This window comes from Fodinibius halophilus (assembly GCF_011059105.1).
In the GTDB taxonomy this organism is placed as follows: Bacteria; Bacteroidota; Rhodothermia; order Balneolales; family Balneolaceae; genus Fodinibius; species Fodinibius halophilus.
The window spans coordinates 236,179-258,636 of the sequence record NZ_JAALLS010000002.1 but is presented as its reverse complement, the minus strand read 5'-3'; the positions used below and the strand labels follow the sequence as shown (position 1 = coordinate 258,636).

Genomic DNA, 22,458 nt, shown 5'->3' with positions numbered 1-22,458 from the left:
TTACTATGATGTTTGAATCAAAATATCCCTTTATATTCATCCTCTTTACGTTTACCTGCATTCTGTTCGTAGGATGTGAAGACAGAAATATCAGTCCGTTTGAAGAAAAAACAGGCACCTATTCAATGTATGGAGCCCTAAAAATTGATGACTCACCCAATTACATCAGGGTTAAGAATCTCAATACCCCATTCCTATCAAAAAAAGCCAAATCTTTGGATGCCAAGGTAACATTTGAGGACCTACAGACTGGCAGCCGTAACATACTCGAAGATACCGTTGTCAACTTTTCAGGGCACTATACCCACAACTTTATTGTCAAACAAAAAATGGACCCTGCCTCTACTTATAAGGTTACTGTTGATGGGAAGGCTGCAGAAGAACCGATAACAAGTACAATAACAACACCTGACATCACACAAATATCTTTATCGGATCCTGATAGTGTGGCTTGCACGCAACAGATAACCTTTAACTATAAAAATGTTCCCGATCCTGAAAGTATCCGAATGAAAATAGGTTTCAAATATAAAGGGCAATACAAGTGGTCGGAAGTAGGTAAAGTTGACCAAGTAAAACACCGTGAGAATACTGATGAAATGTATCTTACCTTGAGTACACGCCAACTCTTGGTTGAAGTCTTTCCACCACCCGAAATTGGCAATCGAAATGTTAACCCCCTCTATTTAAACCCAACTGTTAGTTGCAACCAACTAGATTCAAAAACTGTTCGGGTTAAGTATCTTCACTTTGGACCAGATTGGGAACATGCAAACGGGGGATATGGACCCGAAAACCCTCTCCAATCACCAGACATCGACGGTGGACTTGGCTTTGTTGGGGCTTACCGCGAAGGAACCTTTACTTATGACTTTTATACCTCTGCTGGCAATTAACGGAGGGCAGCTGGAAGCTCAAACTATTCTTGCCACAGTAAACTTAACTGCGTCTAGCTGGCCTATTCTTTGTTGATAATTACTTATTCACGTAAGCTGCCCTATTTTCCTTACTTTATGATTTAACCAGATTAGCTTTTTTATTCCTAGCCTAAGCTGAGTTAGCTTACCTAAAGCTGATAGAAATCACCTTTAAGGTCTATGACCCACCGTCACCAGTACCAGTCATTGTATCAGAATCTATTAGGCGGCAACCAACTAAATCTGGATGATCCTGTACCCTGTTTCCCCTTTTGACTCTTCGCAATAACCAAAGAATTAACATATCACCACCGGCAGCAAGAGTAAAAAAGAGACTAAAACCCAACAACCACTCCTGATGAAACAATAGGGCATAAAGATAAGGGATCAGCCCCAGTATAATACCGGGCATTGCTACCCCCCAGCGATAGCTACTAACCTCTACCGGATCAGGACAATGAACATAGGGAGCCAAAGCCTTCCAGTTAAACCCGAAATGGATATGCGACCATGGAATATTCCCCAGCAGTACCCAACATATTGCATGAATCAATTCATGGGCGATAGTACCAATAACTACTGACACCAAGAAAAGAGGAAAGTCGTGCAAAAAAAAGACTAGATCTTTAACCAAAGTTGACCAACCGTACATACCGGCATATGGCAGCACCAATATCGACGTAAGAGGTATAAAAAGAGCCAGGCCGTACCAGTTGGCCTGTTGGAAGCTCAATGTATATTCTTCAGGCATCTTCCTCTTCCGATCTTCCGGCCAGCTCTTGGTCTAGCATATATAAACTTGCATTGTCATCACCTATTAGTTTTAACCGTTCTAAAATACGTTCGGCATTTTCTTCTTCAACCTGTTCATCAATGAACCAGTGCAACAGTGTTTGCAGTGGGTAGTCTCCCTCACTTTTGGCAAGATCATAGAGACTGTGAATTCGCTTGGTGATATAACGCTCATGCTCAAGTACTTTTTCAAAAACCTCTTCTGACTCTTCAGCATCTGCTACAGGTTTATCAAGCGCCTGCAACTCAACCGTGCCTCCCCGGCTTAGCATGTGGTTATAGAATTTCATACCATGGGCTTGTTCTTCTTGCCACTGCATCCGCATCCAATGAGCAAACCCCTCCAGGTTTTTCTCCTCGAACCAGGCCGCATAGGCTAAATAAAGCCAGGCTGACTGGAACTCAGCTTGTATTTGATCATTGATCTCATTTTGTACCTTTTGCTTAATCATACCCATAAATACTCTTCTTTAGTGTTGAAACTTCTGTTGCCCACTGTGATGAACCATTACTTCCAAACGCCCCGCTATAAAGCGGGAACTTGCTCAGCCAGATTACGGGTTCCTCTTTTGTTGCTGTATTATAAATAAGAATCCCCCGAATATCACCATCTCCTTTAGTACCCCCCTGTTTTCTCTGTCTTATGAATCGATTTAAGTACTTGTGATGATTCTCCAGTAATAACAGCAGCTATTTCTTTAATACAGCCGTATGATAAATCCTTGCATTTCAAACGTTACAAGGATTTTAATTTGAACAGTATCAACATCGTTATACTCTATCATCTCAGAGCAAAGGTATAATTAGAAGAGGGCTTTGCAAAACCTTTTATTTCGTCATTCTGAGCTTGTCGAAGAATCTCCCGTATCCATCTGCTGCCGTTGAAAGGGAGTTCCTTCATTACATTCAGGATGACTGCCTGGTTTTGCAAAGGTCCCTAGAAATGATTCGGCCGGCAGCTCCGTGACCCTCCTTCGCAATCACGAATCTCGAATTAAACGATAATATTAATACGATCTAATTAATATTATAAATTACTTAAAAAGGGCTTTGTTAAAAGGATCTAACCGAAATAAACAAACACAAAATATATTTTGTATCTCAAAAGATATCGAAATGGTTTTAGAGTAATTGTGCTTCACCTTGTGATTAATTAACAGCTATAGGTTTTTGTATTCCATTAAAACACAATTGCACCAAACAATATATTATTTGCTGAATTGAAATGATTTAAAGTATCAGCATTACTGATACTACCTTGTTTTTTAACAGTTGTAACCTACCAATACCCTTGTGAGGGAGAACCTGACCGTTCTCCCTCTCTTTTTTTACCTACCTATAAATCCTTTCTCACCAAAATATTTTACCAGCTTTTACCGGTAAAATATATCCAACCCTGCTTGCAGTTGGCTATATCTATTTCAGTATCAAGCGATCAATAACATATTCATTGCAGGCTAGGTTCCCGATCTGATTCTAAAAATTGCAGCCACTCTTTTTCGATCTTTAATCTCTCTTTAAATCGTCTCCGTAGTGCTAATCCCTGAACTTTCTTTAAGAGTGACGTGGCCAGAGCCTGTTCTTCCAAAGCGGCAAGCTCATGAATGAGCAATTGATAAGAGTCAAAATAACGAAGTTTTACTGGTTGCCTCAGTAATTCTCGGGAATAGGCAGTAAGTAACGGCCAATGTTCTTGGGTAATAGCTTTTTTAATACTCCGAGTTTTAGAACGATAGTGCATACGTGAAAAACGGGTAGCATCCGGTAATTGGTTGTTATATCGCAATGTCCTATAGAAGGCCCAATGCTTTTTATTCATTCGAACAGCAAGAGCTGGCTCCAGTAACGAGTCGGGCTTTTCAGCAAATAGTTTTTTAGCTCGTGTTAAATGTTTTTTCGCCCGTACCGTATCTCCTGTCATTATATTGGCATCAGCATACAGTAACTGTAAGTCTACCGTTGTGTCTTGCAGTGAGGCGGCTTTCTGCACTAAACCAAGGTCGCTAATTACCAAATGGCGGAAACTCCATTCGGCCTTTATTGGGGGCACACTGTCGCCTGTAGCAACAGCCTGATCTAACGCCCTCAAAGCTCTAGTAGTGTCTTCTGTAGCCATCGCGTATCGGTATCGATCCCACGAGGCCATAAAATCAGAAACCACATGGGGGCAGTCTTGCTCAAAAAGTGACGGGTATCCGAATATTCGGGCTGCCGTTTGTTCATCCAACGAATCAACCTGCACTGAGTCTAAATGCTGGTGCCACCCTTTCGCAAGTGTTTGCCAGTCTGCCTGATATGAATTAACAAGATCACCTGTCCGGTAGGCTTCTTTTATATCTTTTACTGGATATTTATCCAATAAGAAACGAACAAAAGATCCACTGGTGATATAGTTAATCCCTGAACGACCGCCATAAAATCCTTTCAATGAAAATGAATTTTCAAGCTGTTTTGCTGTGGGATATGGCTTCTCTGATACTACGATCTGGTCGATAGTAGAGGTTGATGAAGAACCGCCGGCAACTGCAACGGCAAGGCCCTCAATTAATCCTATACTCCAGCTGGCATTAAACAGATCATTACCAAACTGTTTCGTTAGTACATGTACCAACTCATGTTTGAGGCTCCCGGAGATTTGCTGTTTGGCAATATGTAGCTGGTCTTGTTGAAGCCACACCGGTACGTAACTGGTAAATTTGGCCCCTACCAGTTTTTTCTTTTGCCAGGGATGACCGTATAAATAGCTCGTTATTCTACTGCTATCGGGGTAAGTTAATTGAAGTCTTTCTACAATCTGGCTAAAATAGAATTCATGCTCTTTAGCTATCCGTTGGATTTCGTGCTTACTGTAGTGATCTCGATCATAATACAACTCAAAATGCTTTGTGGAATGGGCGCCTCCTAGCTCAGATTGAATATGCGCCGGAGGTGATACAACTCCCATTTCTGGCAACTGTGGATAAAAGAGTGCAATAGAAATTGAAGCAAAACCAACGATCCAGGCAGAATACTTGTCTCTTCCAACTGTTGGAATATGCCAGATAAATAGCGCCCAAAGTATGGTAAGTAATCGAAAAAAGACGGCTGCATCGGTAACAACAACCATTTCATCATAAATTGGGCCCGGCCAACCGCCCCATACATGATTAAAAAAGTACACTTGGGGGTATGTCAGCAGTTCATAAACAAAAATGCCAACCGCTACCACCAGGAGCAGCAAAAATGTTAGTGTTGCTGCATACGAAATATTCCACTGCCGAAATAAACGCCCTATCGAATAGCCGAAAAAAATACTGGGCAAGGGGAAGATCAACCAAAAACCAAGCCCGTGGATACTAAAACATCCCGTAAATATAGCATTTACCAGTAGCGGGGTGCCCATCAAAAACAAAAAAAATCCTATGCGAAGGGCATCAAAGAAGTCACCGGCAGCATGATTTTTTTTTGATGCTTTGGTGCCTGCCCAAAAGCATCCAATCAGAGAAGCCAGGAGGGCCGACTCAAAATGGAAGTCCCCCAAAAGAGGTACAAAAAGCAACAGGGTACCAATAAGAATAGGCCCTGCGATCTGGGTTGCAAAACTTCTGTCTATCGTAAACATGGAAATAATGTAACAGAGTAAAGACTAAGAATCGAGAGTAGCTTGCTTACCGCAAACAAGCCCAGTAAACCCAATAGATAAGCACAAACTGTAAAGGCAAACGCAAGATAGTTACAATGCTATACAACGAGGTAAATCCCGTTTCTTTAACAGACATAACAGTCATATTTATATTAGCTGGAAAAACAGCTAACAGTAATAAGATTAATCCCCATGCAGCTAACGATCTTGTTTGGGTGAGCAAGATGCCGATACCCCCTAATATTTCTGCTATCCCACTTATGTATACCATAGCCAAATGATAGGGAACAAAATCGGGAACAATCCGGACAAAAAGCTGGGGTTTAATGAAGTGTAAAATCCCTACTGCAACAAAAGCAGCAGCTATAATATAACGATGTATTTCTGGAGAAATACCCATAGGTTATTTTTTAAACATCGTTGAAAGCACAAACCAGATATTCTCTTTTCGTTCCATGAGCCGCCGTTTAAAATAGGGGAACCACATTGTTCCAAATGGTACATAAATACGAGCATTGTAGCCATCCTCAACAAACTCCTCCATAGTATCTTGTCGCAGGCCATACAACATTTGGAATTCGAAACACTCTTTATCGATATCATTTTCTTTGGCATAGGCCTTTACCCAATCGATCAGTTCATCATCATGAGTAGCAATACGAGGATAATCGGTTTTCTCGAGCAATACCTTTGTACATTCTTTATATGATTCACGGATTTTATCCATATCCTGAATCGCTAAATCAGCCGGCTCATTATAAGCGCCTTTACAGATTCGCACATCTGCACCAAGCTCGGCAAGTTCATCAATATCTTCTTTTGTTCGATGTAAATATGCCTGAATTACGATACCCACATGCTTTCCGTACTCTTCAAAAGCTTCTGTGAAAAGATCGATGGTCTCCTGGGTATAGTCCGTACCTTCCATATCAATACGAACAAACTGATCGTTGTCACGAGCTACATCCAATAATTGGAATAAATTATCCTTGCAATACGCTCGGTCGATATCCAGCCCCATCATCGTAAGCTTAATTGAGATCGTACTGTCGAGACCTGCGGCATTGATACTTTTTAGCAGATCAATATAACTCTCTACCGTTTCATCGGCCGTTTCGCGATCTTCTACATTCTCACCCAGAAGATCGAGCGTAATCTTTATCTCTTTATTATTAAGCTTTTCTACTTTTGGTTTGGCATCTTCAAAAGATTCGCCGGCAACAAATCGCTTTGCGAGAGCAAATGGTAACTTCATGGTGTGCTAATAATATATTTATCTGATATTGGAGCTGACTGAAAATAATGAATTGATAGCATCTCTCCTACCAAAAACGCGCTATAAAAACAATTTAATGAAACCTGTGGCAGATATGGTCATACTGTAGATTTGAATTCCAGCCCCCAATTTATATCAGGTAATATTATGACTAGTCGAAAATCATATTTAACAGAAGTAGCACTTATCTTGTTCATTGCACTAATGTTTACCTTGGCACTCATGAGCACCTCGATGGCTTCTGCCTCTTTGTCGAAAATACAGGATGAACCTTATCGAGTTGATACCTTTGATATAACCAGTCCGGGAAACCTTGAGGTTGAAACTTCCGGAGGACATATAACGGTTAAGGGGCGTTCTTCTACCAAAGCGCGTATAGAAATGTATGTAAGTAAGAATGGACGTAATTTACTGCCTGAGGATACGGATATCGACAAATGGGATATTGATATTTCCCAGTCTGGCAATTCACTGCGAGCTGTTGCCAAACGTGAAGGATCATCCGGATGGAGTTTATTTGGCAAGAACAACAACCTGTCAATTTCTTTTGTTGTCTATAGTCCCCGTGAGATTAGCACCGACCTGGAAACAAGTGGGGGACATATAGATATCGAAAACCTAATGGGTAATCAGCACCTTTCAACCAGCGGCGGACATCTTGAACTAGCAAACCTTGAAGGAACCATTGATGCCAGAACCTCAGGAGGTCATATTAATATCACAGATATTGAAGGCGATCTGGAAGCCCGAACAAGTGGCGGACACATAAATGTCAATAATGCGAATGGCCAACTGGCAGTAAAAACCAGTGGTGGATATATAGATCTTGCTAATACTAACGGCCGTGTGGATGCAAAAACGAGCGGTGGTAGTATAACAGCAGATCTAACATCTATCGACCAATTTGTTAGTCTTCGTACCAGTGGTGGAAATATTAGTATCTCTGTTCATCGTAACTTGGGGTTAGACCTTGACCTGCGGGGCAGTTACGTAAGTTCCAAGCTTGAAAACCTCTCTGGCGAGATTGAAGAAGATGAAGTTAAAGGACGATTGAACGGAGGCGGCGCACAATTAAAAGCCCGAACTTCTGGCGGTACTGTTTCGTTGTCTTTTCATTAATGATATTGCAACTTATATTACCAGGACCAAGTTAAGCTCTTGGTCCTTTTTTATTGCCTTTCACCATTCGAATAGCCTCCGCTACTGCTTCTGAAGGTTGCATATTCAAAGAAGCTTTTAAAGGCGGAAGAGTTCGGATCCTTATCTCAAATTCGGTATCTTGAATGGTTATTAAATAACCTCTGTTACGTCTATATCACATAATTTAAAACAAATAAACGCACAAATATTATGAAACTATTACACACGCTTATCGCTCTTTCCCTCATGCTTTTTATCGGATGTGGAGGAGAATCTGGTGACCAACAGAAAACCGAAACTCCTGCCCAATCTGAGGAAACAGAAATGGCGAGTGACGACAATGTACGTACTATCGAAGTTATCGGTACTAACCAAATGAAATTTGTAGTTGAAGAGAACGAAGAAGGAATCACTGTTGGTGATGCCGTAGGCAGTGATGGAAACCTGTTACTGGAAAGTATTTCTGCAGAACCAGGTGAAGAGATTCGCATTAAGCTGACTACAAAAAGCGACCTTCCGGCAAACGCCATGGCTCACAATTGGATACTATTGACGATGGAAGCCGATGGTCAGGCTTTTGCAACTGCAGCATCACAAGCTAAAGACAATGATTACATCCCCGCTGACAAAAAGGATCAAATTCTTGCCGAGACAGGGCTTGCAGCAGGTGGAGAAACTGTAGAAGTTACATTTACCGCTCCCGAAGAGCCCGGTGACTATGAATATATCTGCTCTTTTGCGGGACACTATGCTGCCGGTATGAAAGGCATGCTAAAAGTTGAAGGGTCTGAAGAGACGGGTGGCGAAGAAGGATAATTTCCACTTCTCTTTTTTACTAAGATTAAAAGCGGCCGATAACCCGGCCGCTTTTTTATTTTTTCCAACTATTAACTACCAAGAAAATTCAACTAGTTTCTTATACCATTTCCAATTTCTTTTGTACCCATAACCATAATATGTGCCCACGGCATGCCGGGTTCCATAAGCCATGGTGCTCCCTTTATTTGAGGCTTGCTTGAAAGCCCAGTAGATTTTTCCGTTGCATAGGGAACATATATAACATACAGTGGAGAAACTTTTTTTATCATTCCCGATGAATAATCGTAAGCATCTTTTGCGCCTGTTAACGAATATAACGCCATAGGCTTTCTTGGTAACGTCAGTTTACCGGCTTCAATCTCTTTTCTACGGAGACTATCAACTTTTTTGCGCGAATACCCTTTCGCCTTCAGTTCCCGCCCCCTGCTCATAAATAGCTCCAGGTCTTTATGGTAGCATACAACGTGAAAGTTCGACTGATTGGGATCATCAGCCAGGCAAACCAGGGAATTATCACCTTCCCGAAATTTAACTAGCTCACCTTTTTCACTGTAACCGAATACTGTAGCTTCTGCCCTTTCTGCTGCAGGTGCTGCTTTTACAGCTGCCTTAATCTGTTTATCCTTCGAATGAACCGCTGTCTGTGCATTTCCTATTGTAGTGCAAATAACTGAAATTATTACTAAGATTAATCCCTTTTTAAAGACCATTCCCTAAATTTTTTATTCACCTTTTAGATTATTTGTTTTGACAATATGATAAAAAAGGAGCTTATCTCAAGATACTTCCTTTTATCATATGACAGAAATACTAACAGTTTTTCTGCATAGCCCCAACCATCTTACCAAGAATATAAGTATTCATTGGATCATCGTGTACTGTGATATTTTCTTCCGTTAAATGATTATCCCGTATTACAAAGTTACCGTTAGATTGCCTTTGGACACGCCTGCACGCCACTGTACTGTCTACACTCACTAAATATATCCCTTCTTCCATTTTTATATTTGACCTGCTAATTATTGCAATATCATTTTTAGTAAGTGTGGGAGGCACAGGATAATCAGAAATAAGATATCCCAGTAAATCAGTATTAGCATATCCATTATCCATGCCTTCTAAAAAATCTCCTTCTGCTTTAAGCCAGCCGAGTTTGTTTTCGTCTTTAAAAAGCTCGTTACCATTTTGGTTCAGCATATCCCCTGAGTATACCGGTACATGTATAGAACTCTCGTCGTCAAGTGTGCGAATAGGACCATTGCCATGCAGCAACCAGTTCAGGTTAATATCACAACATTTATCAATAATAACTCTCAGATTTATACGTCCCCTGTTTTTTTGCATACTGAGGGTACTGGGATTCATTTCTAAAAAATCTGCTACATCGGCATCTGTCTCCAAATGATAAGCTTCCTTAATACGTTCTAATATAGTATTCACTTTCGTTTAATAGCTGTATTATATATGTTCACAATATGTGAATTGATGAATTTACATATTAATTTATAAATAAACATTGTTTAAACTTAAAAGAAATGCAAAAAAGAAATAGAAATAAAGCCGAGAAAAAGGTGTTGAAAATGATGATTGATGCTGACGTATCTCAAAAAATGATTGCGGAACATCTTGGCATCACCCCTCAAGCGGTTAATAATCGTCTGAAAAGGGGGAGCGTAGAACCCTTGATTGAAGCTATTGAAGAGTTAGAAGAACAAAACTCATAGTTAAAAGCTGGCTATAATTTGCCAAATCAAAATAATTGCTGTTCTACAAATAATAGATAAAACAACCTTTTTCCAAAGAAGTGTAGGTGGAATACTCTTATAACAGGGGCATAAATAGTTATAGCGTCTAAAGAACGGCTATTCTAAAAAAATCAGACAAATTTTGATTTTGCCCCCTTCCAAGTGGATAGCACACTAACTGATCTTATTTAGGGTTTCAATACTCCCATATCTCTTTATCAAAAAACATTACTCCTGACCTCTAGGCACAACTTAAGTCTCGAACATTGAAAGGGTCTTTTGAACAGCCTCTTTTTTACCAACAATGGTGAGCCTGTCATCGGCCTGCAGTACTGTATCGCCATGGGGTACTATCAAGCCTCCATTTCTCTTGATAATTTCAATATGGCAGTCACGGTCTATAGGGATATCACCAATTTTCTTGTCGTGATATTCTTTTATGGGATAGGCTATCTCCAAATGATCTTCGGTACAAATACCGCATAAACAGGTTCCTCAGTATCTGCCAATTCAATCCCTCCTGTGGCAGCCCCACCGGAAGGCTTCCGAGTTGGTGATAAGAACCACCGGGGTTAAAATTCCCGATTATCTGTACCCATGGATACAGTTTTGTTTTATAGCCGGGATCATAGGCCGTAATTTTACTTTCCCACATCATAATTACGGCAAGGCTAATCATCCCAAATATCAAAATCTAAAAAACACTCTTAAATACGAGAGCTAGCCAATGTGCCAAAACCAGAAATAGTGCCAACAAGCGGGTCGATACTTCGATCCAGAAAAATAATATGCCCCACCTGCTTGCGGCCTGGTGGCAGAAAGTTCTGCCTATAAGAAGTCCATTTATTCAAGCACAAATCGGAAAGTAATGGTTCCCCATTGCGATTGCTGAGGTACTCCGGAAGGCAATTGAGAGAAACGCCAGCTACGCAGCGTTTTCATCACTTCGCGCTCCAGTTCCGGGTTCATCTTTTTAAGCGGAATAATACGGCCAACCGTGCCATCAGGTTTTACTTCAAAACGAATGGTAATGGTAGCCTCGGCATCCGTAGTATTCGTAGGTAGTGGCTGAACCATGGGGTTACGCTCGATATCGCCTTCCCATTTCAACTCGTAAGGGGCCGATTTTTCCTGTTCATTCCCGGTCCCCTGGTCAGCATTTCGCTCCCCGGTATTTCCTTCTTTGTCGCCACTTGTTTTAACTCCCTCTTGCTGTACTTCATCTTTCTCCGTCTTCGGAGGTACCGTCACCTCTTTTTTCTCTTCAGTAGAGGTCTCTTTTTGGGGATCTACCTTATCCGTTTCGGGGGTTTTAACCTCCTCCTCTTCTACTTCCTCTTTTTGATCAGGCACATCTACCGGCTTGGTAGTTTCTTTGGTAGTAGACTTTTGCTCTTCCACCGGATCAGGCTTTTCTGGCTCAGGCTCTTCCGGCTCTGTTTCCGAGGGGTTGGGACGAGTTTCCACCTGCTCGGCCTTTTGTTCGGCCTGCTGGGTAGGCGTGCCCGACTGAAACTCCCCAAACTCAACTTCAATAAAAGACGGGCGTACATTCGCTTCTATAGAGAATGTATAAAGCAGAAAAAATGCTATCAGAGCAATATGTACCCCTCCCGTTACGGTGAGTGCAAACTGATCTTCTTCTTTAAAGTTTGGAAGCTCCATAAATTCACTTGGTTCCTTTTACCTGGAGGCCTGTTCCGTGGCCATCACAATTTTGAGCTCCAGGGCCTTGGCAATATTCATTACCCGAACAGCATTATCGATAATGGCCTCTTTATCAGCCCGCAATACAAGGGTGTTCTGCCCTTGATCAGACTTTGCTTCACGTAAAGCCGAGGCGAGCATTCCACTGCTTGTAAGCTCACCATTGACAAAAAACTCACCGTCTTTCGTTACTGCGACCGTAATCATCTGCGACTCGGTCTGTGCTCCTGTTTCGGCCTTGGGGATATCAACCTTAATCCCAAAGTTGGTAACAAAAGAAGAGGTCAACAGAAAGAAAATAAGCAGCAATAATACAATATCCGTAAGCGACGACTGTGAAAACAGCGTCAACGGCTCCATACGATCATTATCTTCTCTAAAGTTCATTATCCTACCTTCTGTCGATCTTTATCTTTTTTATTCTTTGAAGGCGACTGCAGCATATCAATAAAATCGGCCGAAGCATTTTCTAACTCATGAACCGTGCGATTTATTTTCCCGAGCAAGAAATTATAGAATCCATACGCAATAATACCAACAATTAACCCTGTTGCAGTAGTAATAAGCGCTTCCCAGATACCACCGGCCAACACACTGGGATTCACATTCCCCTGTAACGACTGTATATCCATAAAGGCCTCGATCATCCCGGTAACCGTACCGGTAAAGCCAATGAGAGGAGCAACACCGGCAATAGTAGCCAGCCAGTTCATCCGTTTTTCCAGATGAAAAATCTCTTTTTTACCTGCATTATGGATGGCATCTTCAATATCACGAATAGAGCGTCCCAACCGCTTGATACCGGCTTTGAGAATACGAGCCAATGGTTTATCAATACCGTCACAATAGGTAAGTGCACGCTGGCGATCACCATCCTTAAGCATACTGCCTACCGTCCGTAAAAAACCATCTACTTCTATGCGCGAATTATTGAGTGAGCGCCAACGCTCGGCAATCACAAAGATAGCTACCAGTGATAAAATAAATAGTGGAATCATCAAGATTCCCCCTTCGGCAAGTAGCTCAAACATCGACATGCTTTCTTGTTGAGCAGCTAAACCTAAAGTATCAGCAGCTGTGGAAGTATCTGCCTGAGATTGAATAAATATAAAAAGTAACACTTGCATAATTTATTTGCCTAGTTGCTGAAATTATTGAATTCGTTTAATAAAGTTATTGCTACGATATGGCTCGGGAATTTTACTAATCGCGTTTTGGGCATCTTCTATCGTTTCAAACTGCCCGATGCCAACCCGGTAGTAGGTTGTTCCCTGTACACTTGCCTCATTAATAGATGTTCGATAGCCTTTTTCTCTTAACTCTTGTCTGTTGGCTTTTGCTTGCTGCTTATCTCGCATTGAGTGTACCACAATCATATAGCCATTATTTACCGATGGGTTAAACTCACCTTCCAAGCCATATCCCTGCTGATTATCTCCGGGAGCTTCTTTGGCACCCTCACCATTAGATACAGGATCTTTCCCTTTAGGTTCCGAACGAATAACCGGTTGCTCTGTTGTACGATCTTCATCGCGATCAGTATTATCCAAGGCTTGTGACTGCTCCGCTGTTTGAGAGGGAGATTCCTTATTGGTCAACCCTAACTCCTGGAACATTCCCATATCATACATCAACAAACTTCCTATCCCCACAGCTAACAGAACTACTGCTGCTATCAAGAGCCGACCGATGGGATCCTTGTCTTCACCTTTCGCAACGACCGGTTCATCCGTAGCTTCTTCTTGTTTTTGCGGGGATGGTTGAGCCTCATCCACCTGATCGGCGTTAATCAACTCCTCAAACTCTTCCTGTGCTTCTTCATCTACGGGCTCTTGCCCGGGAACCTTTTCAATTTCGGCCTGCTCCGGAACAGGCTCACTATCGGGTTCTGCCTGTTTTTCCTCTTCTTCGGCAGCATCCCTGTCAAAACTCCAGGCTTTCTCACCTTGCTCAATTTCCATCTCAGAAACATCAGGGATCTCATCTCCCTCCGGCTCTTTAAAAGCACCTATCAATTCAATAGGCTTCATACCGGCATATTTATTGTTGATCTCTGTTTCTAATCTATCGGCAGGCGTAAATTGCAGTACACCCTCTTCCATACCAAAAGTACCGAAATTTTCAATCTCAAAGGTTTTCCCTTCTTCGGCTGCTTGCTGAATACGTTGAATCAACTTTGAAAGCTGTCCCTTAACCTGGTCATGCTCTAACCCGGTTTTCTCAACAAGCAGTTCTATTAGTTGTTCCTTATCGATGGTCATATCCCCTGGTTATTTTCCGGCTCAAAGGTGATCGTATCTTTGGGTGGCATCATCACAACTCTTCCGTTATCATACTGTTTTTGAAACTGTTTTCTATGCTTAAATTGAAAAGAACCGATACCATCAACCTGTACCTCATTTTTACGCATAACTTCTTCACGCACTACTTCAGAAAATGCTTTTATAAATTCGTTATACATCACCATCTATAATTTTACTGTTATACCGCCGTACGCCTGAAACGAACGCTCGGTATAACCCTGCCACACTTCGTATTCCTGATTTAGTAAATTTACTAATTTAACATAAGCACCAAAACGGTCAGTAATCTGATAATCCGCCCGGCTTCCCAACAAAAAGTATCCACTCAACTCTTCATTGGTTTGAAAGGTCTGTCGTGATCCTACATAATCACCCCACCCTTCAATTGATAACTGTTCCAATGGGCGAAAGCTTATTCCAGACTTCAGACCAATTTTTTCTTCATATGGGATACGATCTCCACCTTTAATTTGAGGAGACTGCATATAAAACTTTGCATCAACCCAGAGCTTTTCAGGCACAATCTGGTGAGTAGCCCCAACAAAAGCTCGCATTGTATAGGTATCTGCATAAGTCGTACTGTAAAAGTCATACAATGATTCTCCACTCACAGTAGTACGCCCCCCATCTTGTCGTATATAGACAGAACGATCACTTGTGTTCGTATACTGTACGCCAAAGTTCATTGAACCCAACTCATTATACTCGAGCTCAGCTTCAACAGATCCGTTAATTCTATATGAATGTCGCAGGTTATTATTTACAGCCAGGAATCTATTCTCTGAATGTAACTGTTGAATACTTTTAATATTGGGTTTTGCTTCCGCTTTCAATGTCAGCGTCAGCATTTCCATAAACGGATGCTTTACTTTTAATGACGGACCAATATACACCGCGTCTGTAAATCCATTCTGCGTATAGTATATACTGGCATCAGCGTGGACCTTGGTACTGTAGTTGAAAAGTCGATCATAAACCACACCTGCCTGAGCTGTCAACCAGTCTTGGGGATTTATCGTATTATTATCATATCTCCCGACTTTTGCTCCAGCTTTAACAGTAAAGGTCTCATCAACATTACTGCCTGACCAACGTTTTGCAACAGAGCCATTGTATATCTCTTCCTGGCTGGAACCGGTATAAAGATTTCCTGCATTGGAAAGCTCAATTTTGTAATAGCGCATATTAGCCTGCACGTTCCACCCGGAAATAGTATTATTGAAATGCTCAAAATCAGCATTCAGGTTAAAACCTCCATACTTTTTGCGTGCGTTATCCAAGGTTCCTAAACCTTGTAAGTTGGGCATATTGTTAAAACTGTTTTCTACTCCAAGCTGAAAACCTATGCGATTTTTAGAACTAATTTTGGTTACATATTCCCCTGTTGCATTCAAAAATCGAAAACTGCTTTCCTGGTTATCAAGATGCCCTGATGATGAACTGTAATCTAAATCACCACCAATATAACTTTTGGAGGTCAGCCTGCGAACACCCCAAAAATCAACTTCGGGGCTCATAAAACTACCTATACCCGCTCGGCTAAACATGTTGATATCAGGGGAATAGTGCAGAGGGACATAAGCTGGTGCCTCTGGTCGCGAAAGGTTGCTTACCGGCATATCCGCCACTACTTGCTCGGCAGTTTCCATAAAAGGCATGCGATTGGGGTCTACCTGATAGACTCGCGGGGTGGGATCAAAACCAAGAATTGGCTGGCGACGCAATCCCGGGAAACGTGCCTTAAACTGACTTCGAATTTCAATATCCTGTGGATCAATTTCGGGCAGCAGTGACCCCTCTCCCGATTGCTGGTCTTGTGCCTTAACAGCCGTTGCAGCCACAATAGTGAGCAATAATACGAATACTGATAAAAAAGAGCGTTTCATGAAATTTTGATGCATACTTTTATACGGAGAAAAATCAGATGTAAAGGTACTAATTTTTTGGCAACGAATAATGCCTCAATTCGCTGTTTTATACCGAAGCTGCGTCTATCTGTTTCAATAAACGTAAAAATGAGTAGAAGATTGCTAAAATATTGGCTTCCCCGCTTTAGTCGCGCGCCATTTATCAATAAATAGAAACAACGGAGTAATACTGGCTACAAAAATCACCATGCCCGCATGCGTTATCGTAGCATAGGCGATACCCGTTACAGCAGGAACGGCAAACAGAACCAAAAGTGATTGCTTTACAAAGTAGTGATACGTACCGATACCACCCGGGGAAGGGATCGCTATCCCGATAGCAGAAATCACTGTTATCACCAAGGCATCCAGCATATCAAGGCCGTAAACCTCCTGCATATCAAACATCCAGAAAGGAATATAGGTCATTAAGGTATAACAAAACCAGATAAGAACGGTAAGCGTTATAAAAAGCCACCACCGCTGTACCTTCCGCGCCGCCAACACCCCATCTTTAAACAAGATAAGAGCATCTTTAGCTCGATCGATCCACACCTGGAGCGTTTCAAACTTTGTGCCCAAATAGAGTATCAGCTTTATGCCAATATAAGCACAACCTATCATCAACAATACAAAGAGAGCAACCCAACCGTAAGTGATAAGGCTAGATTCATTGGTGAGAAAGTTGACAGTTTGGTCGCCAAAAATCTGCCTGAGCAAGTTCAGGTCTGAGATCAAATACACGGATACCACCAACATCAGAAAACCCATAACTATCACATCAATGATCCGCTCGAGCACAATAGTACCCATCAACTTAGACGTGCTCAGTCCTTCTTTTTTAGCCACATACACCGGTCGAGAAACCTCTCCGAGACGAGGCCCCACAATATTCATCAAATACCCGACCAGTACCCCTGATATTAGGGTAACGCGATCGAGTTCTTTTTTATCATGCTCGATAAGCAGGCGCCACCGCTCTGCTCTAACAACATGACTACATAGTGCGGAGATTGCAAAAGGAATAATCCAGCCAAACTGAATATCTTTTGAATACTCCCAAACCTCTTGAAGCCGCACATTGCGAAAAGCCAGCCACATAAATAACGCCCCCAACATGAGTGCGAGGCCTATTTTCAGTAGTCGTTTGTACATTATAAATATTTTAGAACGCTAGTTACGCATATCAACAACTTCAGCCTCTTGCGGATACTCCAACACAAATAATCCTTTTTGAGGCTCCATAAATTTTCCATTTTGAAAGCGTGTGGTGATGATATTATCAACCGGATCAACAGCACGAATTTTTTGAGGTATCAATGCCTCGGAAAGATAAATCTCTACCTTTTTATAGATCGCAAAAGGATCATCAGAAACCAACTGTATATAAATCTGATTATTACGTTTCTGCTGTGTTTTAATTGCAAACGTTGAATCAATCCCGTTCAATATACGGGAAGGAGCAAAATCATCTTCCTGTGGCTCATATTTACTAATAATTAATCGGTTCCGCCTGTCATCATACACCCTCGATGTTTGGCCATCTACCACCACCGTCTGGTTGCTACCTCTGATTTTATACCGCTGCTGTCCAACCCAAATTTTACCTTGGCTTGATACCGTATCCTGGGTATAGGAATCGATGGACTCATGGTTAAATGCTGCTTTAAAAACCTCACCCCGCTCAAACTTTTGTTTGAGCTTATCGAAATGAGTGTTTTGTGCATTAACTATTACTGAGTATCCTGCCAGAAACCATACTGCAAATAGAAAACGAAAAATATTATCGTTCAAACTCGTCCAGATCATCTAATAATTGTTCTAATTCCTCTTCATCTTCAACTAGTACATCACGTGCTGTACTTCCCTGGTAAGGCCCTACAATGCCCGCATTAAATAACTGATCAACAATTCGTCCGGCTCGATTATATCCAATCTTTAGCTTTCGCTGCAACAGTGATACCGAACCCTGTTGGTGCAGCACAATAACTTTTGCTGCAGCTTCGAAAAGTTCATCAATATCTTCCAGTGGATCGGGGATATCGCCACTCGAAGAAGTTTCATCTTGTAGAACAGGTAATTCGTACTTTTTATTATATCCTCTCTGCTTCCCAATAAAATCGGTGATCTTCTCTACCTCTTCTGTAGAAACAAAAGCGTTCTGAATACGCGTCATACCACCGCCGTTGGTAAAGAGCATGTCTCCGCGACCAATAAGCTGGTCGGCCCCACCCGTATCCAAAATCGTCCGGGAATCAACTTTTGACGCTACTTGGTAAGCAATTCGTCCCGGGAAGTTCGCTTTAATAGTACCGGTAATAACATTTACTGAAGGGCGCTGGGTAGCTACAACCAAGTGAATACCCACTGCTCGTGCCAGCTGTGCCAAGCGAGAAATTGGTTCTTCAATTTGTTTCCCTGCCGTCATCATCAAGTCAGCCAGCTCATCAATAAGCACTACGATGTATGGCAAGTGGCGATGACCTTCTTCCTCATCGAGCTCACCGTTATCAAATTTTTCGTTATACGATCGAATATCGCGCACCATACCATCCTTGAGCAGATCATAGCGCTCATCCATCTCTTTGGTGAGGCTTTCCAGGGTTTCTTGTGCGGCAGCAGTATCGGTAATAATAGGCTCTTCGGCGCCGGGCAAGGTAGCCAAAAAGTGGTCTTCAATCTTTTGAAAAAGCGAAAGCTCAATCTTCTTGGGGTCGATCATCACAAATTTCAGGTCATCCGGATGACATTTATAGAGTAGACAGGTAATAATTGTATTCATACCCACTGTCTTACCCGAACCTGTAGCCCCTGCAATTAACAGGTGAGGCATCTTGGTGAGATCCACCATAAACACCTCGTTTTCAATCGTCTTACCAAAGGCCAGGGGCAGTTCATGGTCACTTTCCACAAACTTCTTTGTATTGATAACAGATTTTATAAATACGGTCTCTCGCGAACCGTTAGGCACTTCGATACCAACGGCCGAACGACCCGGGATCGGCGCCATAATACGCAACCCTTTGGCTGCAGTCGCCATCTTCAGGTCATTGGCGTAGCTTTCAATTTTACTGATTTTGACATCCGGTGCCGGATCCAACTCATAAAGTGTTACGGTGGGGCCTACAATAGCATTAATGCTCCGAATCTCAATATTGTGGCGCTTCAGCTTATCAAGAATAATACGCTTATTCTCTTTGATCTCTTCCAGATCAACATCATTGCCTTCATTGGGAGGCGAATCAAGCAGATCAATTGTCGGAAATTTGTATTTAACCTGGGGTATCTCTTTGGCCTTATCTTTATTCTGCTTGTCGAGCTCTTTCTCATCAGCCTGCTCATCGCCTTCGCCCACATATACTGAGATATCAACATCATCTTCCTCGTCTTCGGCAATTTTCTTTTTCTCAATATCGGCCCGGGGTCGAGAGTCCAGCGACTGTACCTCTTCCTGCTCGCGCTTTATTCGCTCACGATCTTGTTGCTGCGACTGCTCTACAATTTCATCAATTGACTTAGGCTTTGAATCCTCCTCCGGTTCTTTGGGAGTCGAATTTGTTTTAGGCTCAGACGAGCTTTTCTTTTGACTTGCCTGTTTCTCGGCCTTGCGCTGGCGCCTGATCTCTTTTTCTTTCGCCTTCTGTTTCTTCTTTTCACGCTTAGCCTCCTTCTTGGCTTGCCGACGCTCTTGCCAGTCTGCAAACGAGGCTTTAATTCCTGCTATCCACTCTTTAAAGCGTTCAACCGTTTGTTGCAGGTCACGATCCAGCAGTGCCAACAATGTGGTCAACAGCAATACTGAAAGGATAATAATGGATCCAATACCCGTAATATTCTGCAAGATACGTGAAATAGCGATCCCGGCCGAGCCATTCCATACCGAGGAATACCAGTCATATTCGATATTAAACCAACCCAGGATGCTAGAGAGTAAAACCATGCTCCAGATACCGTAAGCCGTAGGCCACAACATCTGGGCAATATCGCGGTCTCGAAATATAAACCATCCATACCCCAGAATAATAAGTGGCACAATAATACTCATATACCCAAAAAGGAGATATACGAAGAAATGTGCCAGGTATGCACCAATAACGCCCAACCAGTTTTGAATACGCAGGGCTGGCCCCTGATCCAGCATAAAGAGGCTATCGCTGGAAAGCGATTGTATAAGGGTAAAGTCTGCAGGATCATAACTGATAATACTAAGGCCTATCAGACCGCCTACAGCCATGATCAGAATCCCTAATATTTCCATTTTTCGGGATTCTGAAAGACCTCCCAAAAAATTTCCCGAACTATTTTTCTTTGTCATTGAAATCTGTAATAATTCCTTCGTTTAATACAGGCAGTACCTGTAGCGTACTACGCTGACAGCAATAAGAGATATCCTCCTCGCTGACAACATCTTTTAACCGTTCTGCGTAATTTGATGACTTAACACTGCCCTCTATATCATCAGCAAATTTTTCATAAAGACCAAAAGCCACTTTTACCGCATCCCGTGCACTACTAGAGAGCTTTCCTGAACTAAGTTCGTAAATAATATTTCCAGCACAAAGTAAATCCTCAAAGGAAAGTCGCCCACGCCAGCCCGCACAAACCAATACTACTTCTTCGTCGACCTCTTTTAAATGATCAATAATTGTAGCCAGGTTTAAAAAAGCTCCTATAATGATTCGATTAGCATGACCCGATCGCTTTATCGCCTTTGTACCATTGGTCGTATTTAAGATCACAGTCTTATTAACGACGTTCTCACCGGTATGTTCCAAGGGCGAGTTCGTAAGATCATACCCGTCAATCTTTACGCCATTTTTTTCGCCACTAAGCATGAAGCTCTCAGAGTCAAGGTTATGCGAAATTTTCCCCGCATCTCCCATGTCTCCTACCGGAATCACTCCTTTGGCTCCATGGTGCAGAGCAGTAATCATAGTGGAGCTGGCCCGTAATACATCAATCATTACCACCGTTTTATCGCGGAGGTCCTCTTCCTGGAAAGAATGGGCTGATGAAAAAACATCAAGTGTATCAATCATAAATAAATGGTGCCAAGTATTTCTTCAAAAAAATTAATGAATCGTAAATTTGGAATCACTGCTATTTAACAAAGGGTGGTTTTACTACTGTAGCTTCGGCCTTTTTGTTTCTGATTTCAACCATCACCGTATTGCCCTCTTCTGCATGTTCAGTGGTTACATAGCCCATACCAATATTTTTTCCAAGAGTGATAGACCGCGATCCGCTTGTTACAAAACCAATTTCATTATCATTATGATCTAAAATGGTATATCCCTTACGTGGAATGGAACGCTTATCGTCGATGGTAAGCCCTACCAGCTTTCGCTCTAAACTATTCTCCTTGGCTTCAAGCAAGGCATCGCGCCCTATGAAATCACCCTTATCTAGCTTCGTTAACCATCCCATGCGAGCTTCGAGCGGATGGGTATCTTTGGTGATATCATTGCCATAAAGTGCGTATCCCTTCTCCAGTCGTAGCGTATCGCGCGCGCCGAGCCCACAGGGCTCAATACCGAACTCTTCCCCGGCTTCTAAAATAGCATTCCATATTTCAGCGGGGTCAACTTCATTTTTATCAAAATACAGCTCAAACCCTTTTTCCCCCGTATACCCGGTTCCTGACAAGATCACATCATCATAGCCGGCGAGATTTCCAATCTCAAAACGATAAAATCCAATCTCTTCCAGGTCATTATCGGTCAGTTTTTGCAGCGTCTTTACTGAATTGGGTCCCTGAACAGCCAATAAACAATAATCATCGGATTTATTAACCAGTTCAGCATCAAACGTATTATGCTCTTTAATCCAGTTAAAATCTTTCTCAATATTAGAGGCGTTAACAACAAGCATATAACTGTTTTCCTCCAGCATATACACAATCAGATCATCGACAATACCACCGTCTTCGTAGCACATAGCGGTATATTGTGCCTTCCCCGGCTCCAGTTTTGACACATCATTAACAGTAACATACTGTATAAGCTTATCTGCTTCTTCACCGGATACAAAAAATTCTCCCATGTGAGAGACATCAAAGATACCCACCTCTTCGCGTACTGCGTTATGTTCTTTTCGGATACTATCGTACTGCACGGGCATTTCAAATCCGCCAAAGTCGATAAGTTTTGCTCCGGCTTGTTCGTGAAGGTCGTAAAAAGGAGTTCGTGTTAACATCAGTTATATGTTTTTTCGTTTAGTTTCTTTTACCA

General features: G+C 42.0%; 24 protein-coding genes. 4 read left to right on the top strand and 20 right to left on the bottom strand.

Going from position 1 to position 22,458, the window contains the following annotated elements:
- Positions 1–5 precede the first annotated feature (5 nt).
- Positions 6–896, top strand: a complete 891-nt coding sequence (locus G3569_RS02855; protein WP_165265881.1) for a hypothetical protein — start codon at positions 6–8, stop codon at positions 894–896.
- A gap of 199 nt (positions 897–1,095) precedes the next feature.
- Here the strand turns inward: G3569_RS02855 and G3569_RS02850 are convergent, their stop codons facing one another.
- The 6 genes from G3569_RS02850 to G3569_RS02830 form a co-directional block, all read right to left on the bottom strand.
- Positions 1,096–1,668 (bottom strand): DUF3267 domain-containing protein, encoded by a 573-nt coding sequence (locus G3569_RS02850; RefSeq protein ID WP_165265880.1) that lies wholly within the window; start codon positions 1,666–1,668, stop codon positions 1,096–1,098.
- Positions 1,661–2,167 carry a ferritin gene (locus G3569_RS02845; RefSeq protein ID WP_205719999.1) on the bottom strand — a complete coding sequence of 169 codons (507 nt, stop codon included), beginning with the start codon at positions 2,165–2,167 and terminating at the stop codon, positions 1,661–1,663. Before G3569_RS02845 ends, G3569_RS02850 begins: the two co-directional genes overlap by 8 nt.
- Before the next feature lie 323 nt (positions 2,168–2,490).
- A complete protein-coding gene (locus G3569_RS18310; protein ID WP_205719998.1) occupies positions 2,491–2,640 on the bottom strand; it encodes a hypothetical protein in 150 nt (49 codons plus the stop codon).
- 516 nt (positions 2,641–3,156) lie between these two features.
- Entirely contained in the window at positions 3,157–5,310 is a 2,154-nt protein-coding gene (locus G3569_RS02840) for a hypothetical protein (RefSeq protein ID WP_165265876.1), read from the bottom strand.
- Between the two features lie 46 nt (positions 5,311–5,356).
- Positions 5,357–5,731, bottom strand: coding sequence for a DoxX family protein (locus G3569_RS02835; RefSeq protein ID WP_165265874.1), 375 nt, complete (start codon positions 5,729–5,731; stop codon positions 5,357–5,359).
- A gap of 3 nt (positions 5,732–5,734) precedes the next feature.
- The gene (locus tag G3569_RS02830) at positions 5,735–6,586 is read right to left on the bottom strand and encodes a proline dehydrogenase family protein (protein WP_165265873.1); all 852 of its coding nucleotides are present in this window, start codon (positions 6,584–6,586) and stop codon (positions 5,735–5,737) included.
- 168 nt (positions 6,587–6,754) lie between these two features.
- Here G3569_RS02830 and G3569_RS02825 point away from each other — a divergent pair, with 168 nt between their 5' ends.
- Both G3569_RS02825 and G3569_RS02820 read left to right on the top strand, forming a co-directional pair.
- Complete coding sequence (locus tag G3569_RS02825; protein WP_165265871.1) at positions 6,755–7,726, top strand: DUF4097 family beta strand repeat-containing protein; 972 nt, start codon at positions 6,755–6,757, stop codon at positions 7,724–7,726.
- A 231-nt stretch (positions 7,727–7,957) separates the two neighbouring features.
- The gene (locus G3569_RS02820) at positions 7,958–8,563 is read left to right on the top strand and encodes a plastocyanin/azurin family copper-binding protein (RefSeq protein WP_165265869.1); all 606 of its coding nucleotides are present in this window, start codon (positions 7,958–7,960) and stop codon (positions 8,561–8,563) included.
- A 92-nt stretch (positions 8,564–8,655) separates the two neighbouring features.
- On the opposite strand, the gene G3569_RS02815 is transcribed toward G3569_RS02820, so the two are convergent.
- Both G3569_RS02815 and G3569_RS02810 read right to left on the bottom strand, forming a co-directional pair.
- Positions 8,656–9,276, bottom strand: coding sequence for a hypothetical protein (locus G3569_RS02815; protein ID WP_205719997.1), 621 nt, complete (start codon positions 9,274–9,276; stop codon positions 8,656–8,658).
- 100 nt (positions 9,277–9,376) lie between these two features.
- Positions 9,377–10,006 carry a helix-turn-helix domain-containing protein gene (locus G3569_RS02810; RefSeq protein ID WP_165265867.1) on the bottom strand — a complete coding sequence of 210 codons (630 nt, stop codon included), beginning with the start codon at positions 10,004–10,006 and terminating at the stop codon, positions 9,377–9,379.
- Between the two features lie 95 nt (positions 10,007–10,101).
- Between G3569_RS02810 and G3569_RS02805 the strand changes: the two genes are divergently transcribed.
- Positions 10,102–10,290, top strand: coding sequence for a helix-turn-helix transcriptional regulator (locus G3569_RS02805; RefSeq protein ID WP_165265865.1), 189 nt, complete (start codon positions 10,102–10,104; stop codon positions 10,288–10,290).
- Between the two features lie 273 nt (positions 10,291–10,563).
- Here the strand turns inward: G3569_RS02805 and G3569_RS02800 are convergent, their stop codons facing one another.
- The 12 genes from G3569_RS02800 to gcvT form a co-directional block, all read right to left on the bottom strand.
- The gene (locus G3569_RS02800; protein ID WP_165265863.1) at positions 10,564–10,770 is read right to left on the bottom strand and encodes a TrkA C-terminal domain-containing protein; all 207 of its coding nucleotides are present in this window, start codon (positions 10,768–10,770) and stop codon (positions 10,564–10,566) included.
- Positions 10,771–11,154: 384 nt separating this feature from the next.
- Positions 11,155–11,976: an energy transducer TonB family protein gene (locus G3569_RS02795; protein WP_165265861.1), complete on the bottom strand. Its 822-nt coding sequence runs from the start codon at positions 11,974–11,976 to the stop codon at positions 11,155–11,157.
- Positions 11,977–11,994: 18 nt separating this feature from the next.
- On the bottom strand, positions 11,995–12,405 hold the full coding sequence (locus G3569_RS02790) for an ExbD/TolR family protein (protein ID WP_165265859.1): 411 nt from the start codon (positions 12,403–12,405) through the stop codon (positions 11,995–11,997).
- On the bottom strand, positions 12,405–13,145 hold the full coding sequence (locus G3569_RS02785; RefSeq protein WP_165265857.1) for a MotA/TolQ/ExbB proton channel family protein: 741 nt from the start codon (positions 13,143–13,145) through the stop codon (positions 12,405–12,407). The genes G3569_RS02790 and G3569_RS02785 overlap by 1 nt, the downstream gene beginning before the upstream one ends.
- 24 nt (positions 13,146–13,169) lie before the next feature.
- Positions 13,170–14,279, bottom strand: coding sequence for an SPOR domain-containing protein (locus G3569_RS02780; RefSeq protein ID WP_165265855.1), 1,110 nt, complete (start codon positions 14,277–14,279; stop codon positions 13,170–13,172).
- Entirely contained in the window at positions 14,276–14,479 is a 204-nt protein-coding gene (locus G3569_RS02775; RefSeq protein ID WP_165265853.1) for an HU family DNA-binding protein, read from the bottom strand. Before G3569_RS02775 ends, G3569_RS02780 begins: the two co-directional genes overlap by 4 nt.
- Before the next feature lie 6 nt (positions 14,480–14,485).
- Complete coding sequence (locus G3569_RS02770; RefSeq protein WP_165265851.1) at positions 14,486–16,207, bottom strand: TonB-dependent receptor; 1,722 nt, start codon at positions 16,205–16,207, stop codon at positions 14,486–14,488.
- A gap of 144 nt (positions 16,208–16,351) precedes the next feature.
- Complete coding sequence (locus G3569_RS02765; RefSeq protein ID WP_165265849.1) at positions 16,352–17,383, bottom strand: lysylphosphatidylglycerol synthase transmembrane domain-containing protein; 1,032 nt, start codon at positions 17,381–17,383, stop codon at positions 16,352–16,354.
- Between the two features lie 18 nt (positions 17,384–17,401).
- Positions 17,402–18,037, bottom strand: a complete 636-nt coding sequence (locus G3569_RS02760) for a LolA family protein (RefSeq protein WP_165265847.1) — start codon at positions 18,035–18,037, stop codon at positions 17,402–17,404.
- A complete protein-coding gene (locus G3569_RS02755) occupies positions 18,012–20,543 on the bottom strand; it encodes a DNA translocase FtsK (protein WP_165265845.1) in 2,532 nt (843 codons plus the stop codon). The genes G3569_RS02760 and G3569_RS02755 overlap by 26 nt, the downstream gene beginning before the upstream one ends.
- Positions 20,527–21,267, bottom strand: coding sequence for a 2-phosphosulfolactate phosphatase (locus G3569_RS02750; protein ID WP_165265843.1), 741 nt, complete (start codon positions 21,265–21,267; stop codon positions 20,527–20,529). The genes G3569_RS02755 and G3569_RS02750 overlap by 17 nt, the downstream gene beginning before the upstream one ends.
- 61 nt (positions 21,268–21,328) lie before the next feature.
- Positions 21,329–22,423 carry a glycine cleavage system aminomethyltransferase GcvT gene (gcvT, locus tag G3569_RS02745; RefSeq protein WP_165265841.1) on the bottom strand — a complete coding sequence of 365 codons (1,095 nt, stop codon included), beginning with the start codon at positions 22,421–22,423 and terminating at the stop codon, positions 21,329–21,331.
- Positions 22,424–22,458: the final 35 nt, after the last annotated feature.

Excerpts from the sequence above, each read along its gene's own strand:
- G3569_RS02845 (WP_205719999.1), bottom strand. The coding sequence starts at position 2,167 with ATGGGTATGATTAAGCAAAAGGTACAAAATGAGATCAATGATCAAATA.
- G3569_RS02830 (WP_165265873.1), bottom strand. The coding sequence starts at position 6,586 with ATGAAGTTACCATTTGCTCTCGCAAAGCGATTTGTTGCCGGCGAATCT.
- G3569_RS02775 (WP_165265853.1), bottom strand. The coding sequence starts at position 14,479 with ATGTATAACGAATTTATAAAAGCATTTTCTGAAGTAGTGCGTGAAGAA.
- G3569_RS02795 (WP_165265861.1), bottom strand. The coding sequence starts at position 11,976 with ATGGAGCTTCCAAACTTTAAAGAAGAAGATCAGTTTGCACTCACCGTA.
- G3569_RS02750 (WP_165265843.1), bottom strand. The coding sequence starts at position 21,267 with ATGATTGATACACTTGATGTTTTTTCATCAGCCCATTCTTTCCAGGAA.
- G3569_RS02815 (WP_205719997.1), bottom strand. The coding sequence starts at position 9,276 with ATGGTCTTTAAAAAGGGATTAATCTTAGTAATAATTTCAGTTATTTGC.
- G3569_RS02765 (WP_165265849.1), bottom strand. The coding sequence starts at position 17,383 with ATGTACAAACGACTACTGAAAATAGGCCTCGCACTCATGTTGGGGGCG.
- gcvT (WP_165265841.1), bottom strand. The coding sequence starts at position 22,423 with ATGTTAACACGAACTCCTTTTTACGACCTTCACGAACAAGCCGGAGCA.
- G3569_RS02780 (WP_165265855.1), bottom strand. The coding sequence starts at position 14,279 with ATGACCATCGATAAGGAACAACTAATAGAACTGCTTGTTGAGAAAACC.
- G3569_RS02770 (WP_165265851.1), bottom strand. The coding sequence starts at position 16,207 with ATGAAACGCTCTTTTTTATCAGTATTCGTATTATTGCTCACTATTGTG.
- G3569_RS02820 (WP_165265869.1), top strand. The coding sequence starts at position 7,958 with ATGAAACTATTACACACGCTTATCGCTCTTTCCCTCATGCTTTTTATC.
- G3569_RS02760 (WP_165265847.1), bottom strand. The coding sequence starts at position 18,037 with ATGATCTGGACGAGTTTGAACGATAATATTTTTCGTTTTCTATTTGCA.
- G3569_RS02785 (WP_165265857.1), bottom strand. The coding sequence starts at position 13,145 with ATGCAAGTGTTACTTTTTATATTTATTCAATCTCAGGCAGATACTTCC.
- G3569_RS02825 (WP_165265871.1), top strand. The coding sequence starts at position 6,755 with ATGACTAGTCGAAAATCATATTTAACAGAAGTAGCACTTATCTTGTTC.
- G3569_RS02835 (WP_165265874.1), bottom strand. The coding sequence starts at position 5,731 with ATGGGTATTTCTCCAGAAATACATCGTTATATTATAGCTGCTGCTTTT.
- G3569_RS02850 (WP_165265880.1), bottom strand. The coding sequence starts at position 1,668 with ATGCCTGAAGAATATACATTGAGCTTCCAACAGGCCAACTGGTACGGC.
- G3569_RS02855 (WP_165265881.1), top strand. The coding sequence starts at position 6 with ATGATGTTTGAATCAAAATATCCCTTTATATTCATCCTCTTTACGTTT.
- G3569_RS02805 (WP_165265865.1), top strand. The coding sequence starts at position 10,102 with ATGCAAAAAAGAAATAGAAATAAAGCCGAGAAAAAGGTGTTGAAAATG.
- G3569_RS02755 (WP_165265845.1), bottom strand. The coding sequence starts at position 20,543 with ATGACAAAGAAAAATAGTTCGGGAAATTTTTTGGGAGGTCTTTCAGAA.
- G3569_RS02790 (WP_165265859.1), bottom strand. The coding sequence starts at position 12,405 with ATGAACTTTAGAGAAGATAATGATCGTATGGAGCCGTTGACGCTGTTT.
- G3569_RS02840 (WP_165265876.1), bottom strand. The coding sequence starts at position 5,310 with ATGTTTACGATAGACAGAAGTTTTGCAACCCAGATCGCAGGGCCTATT.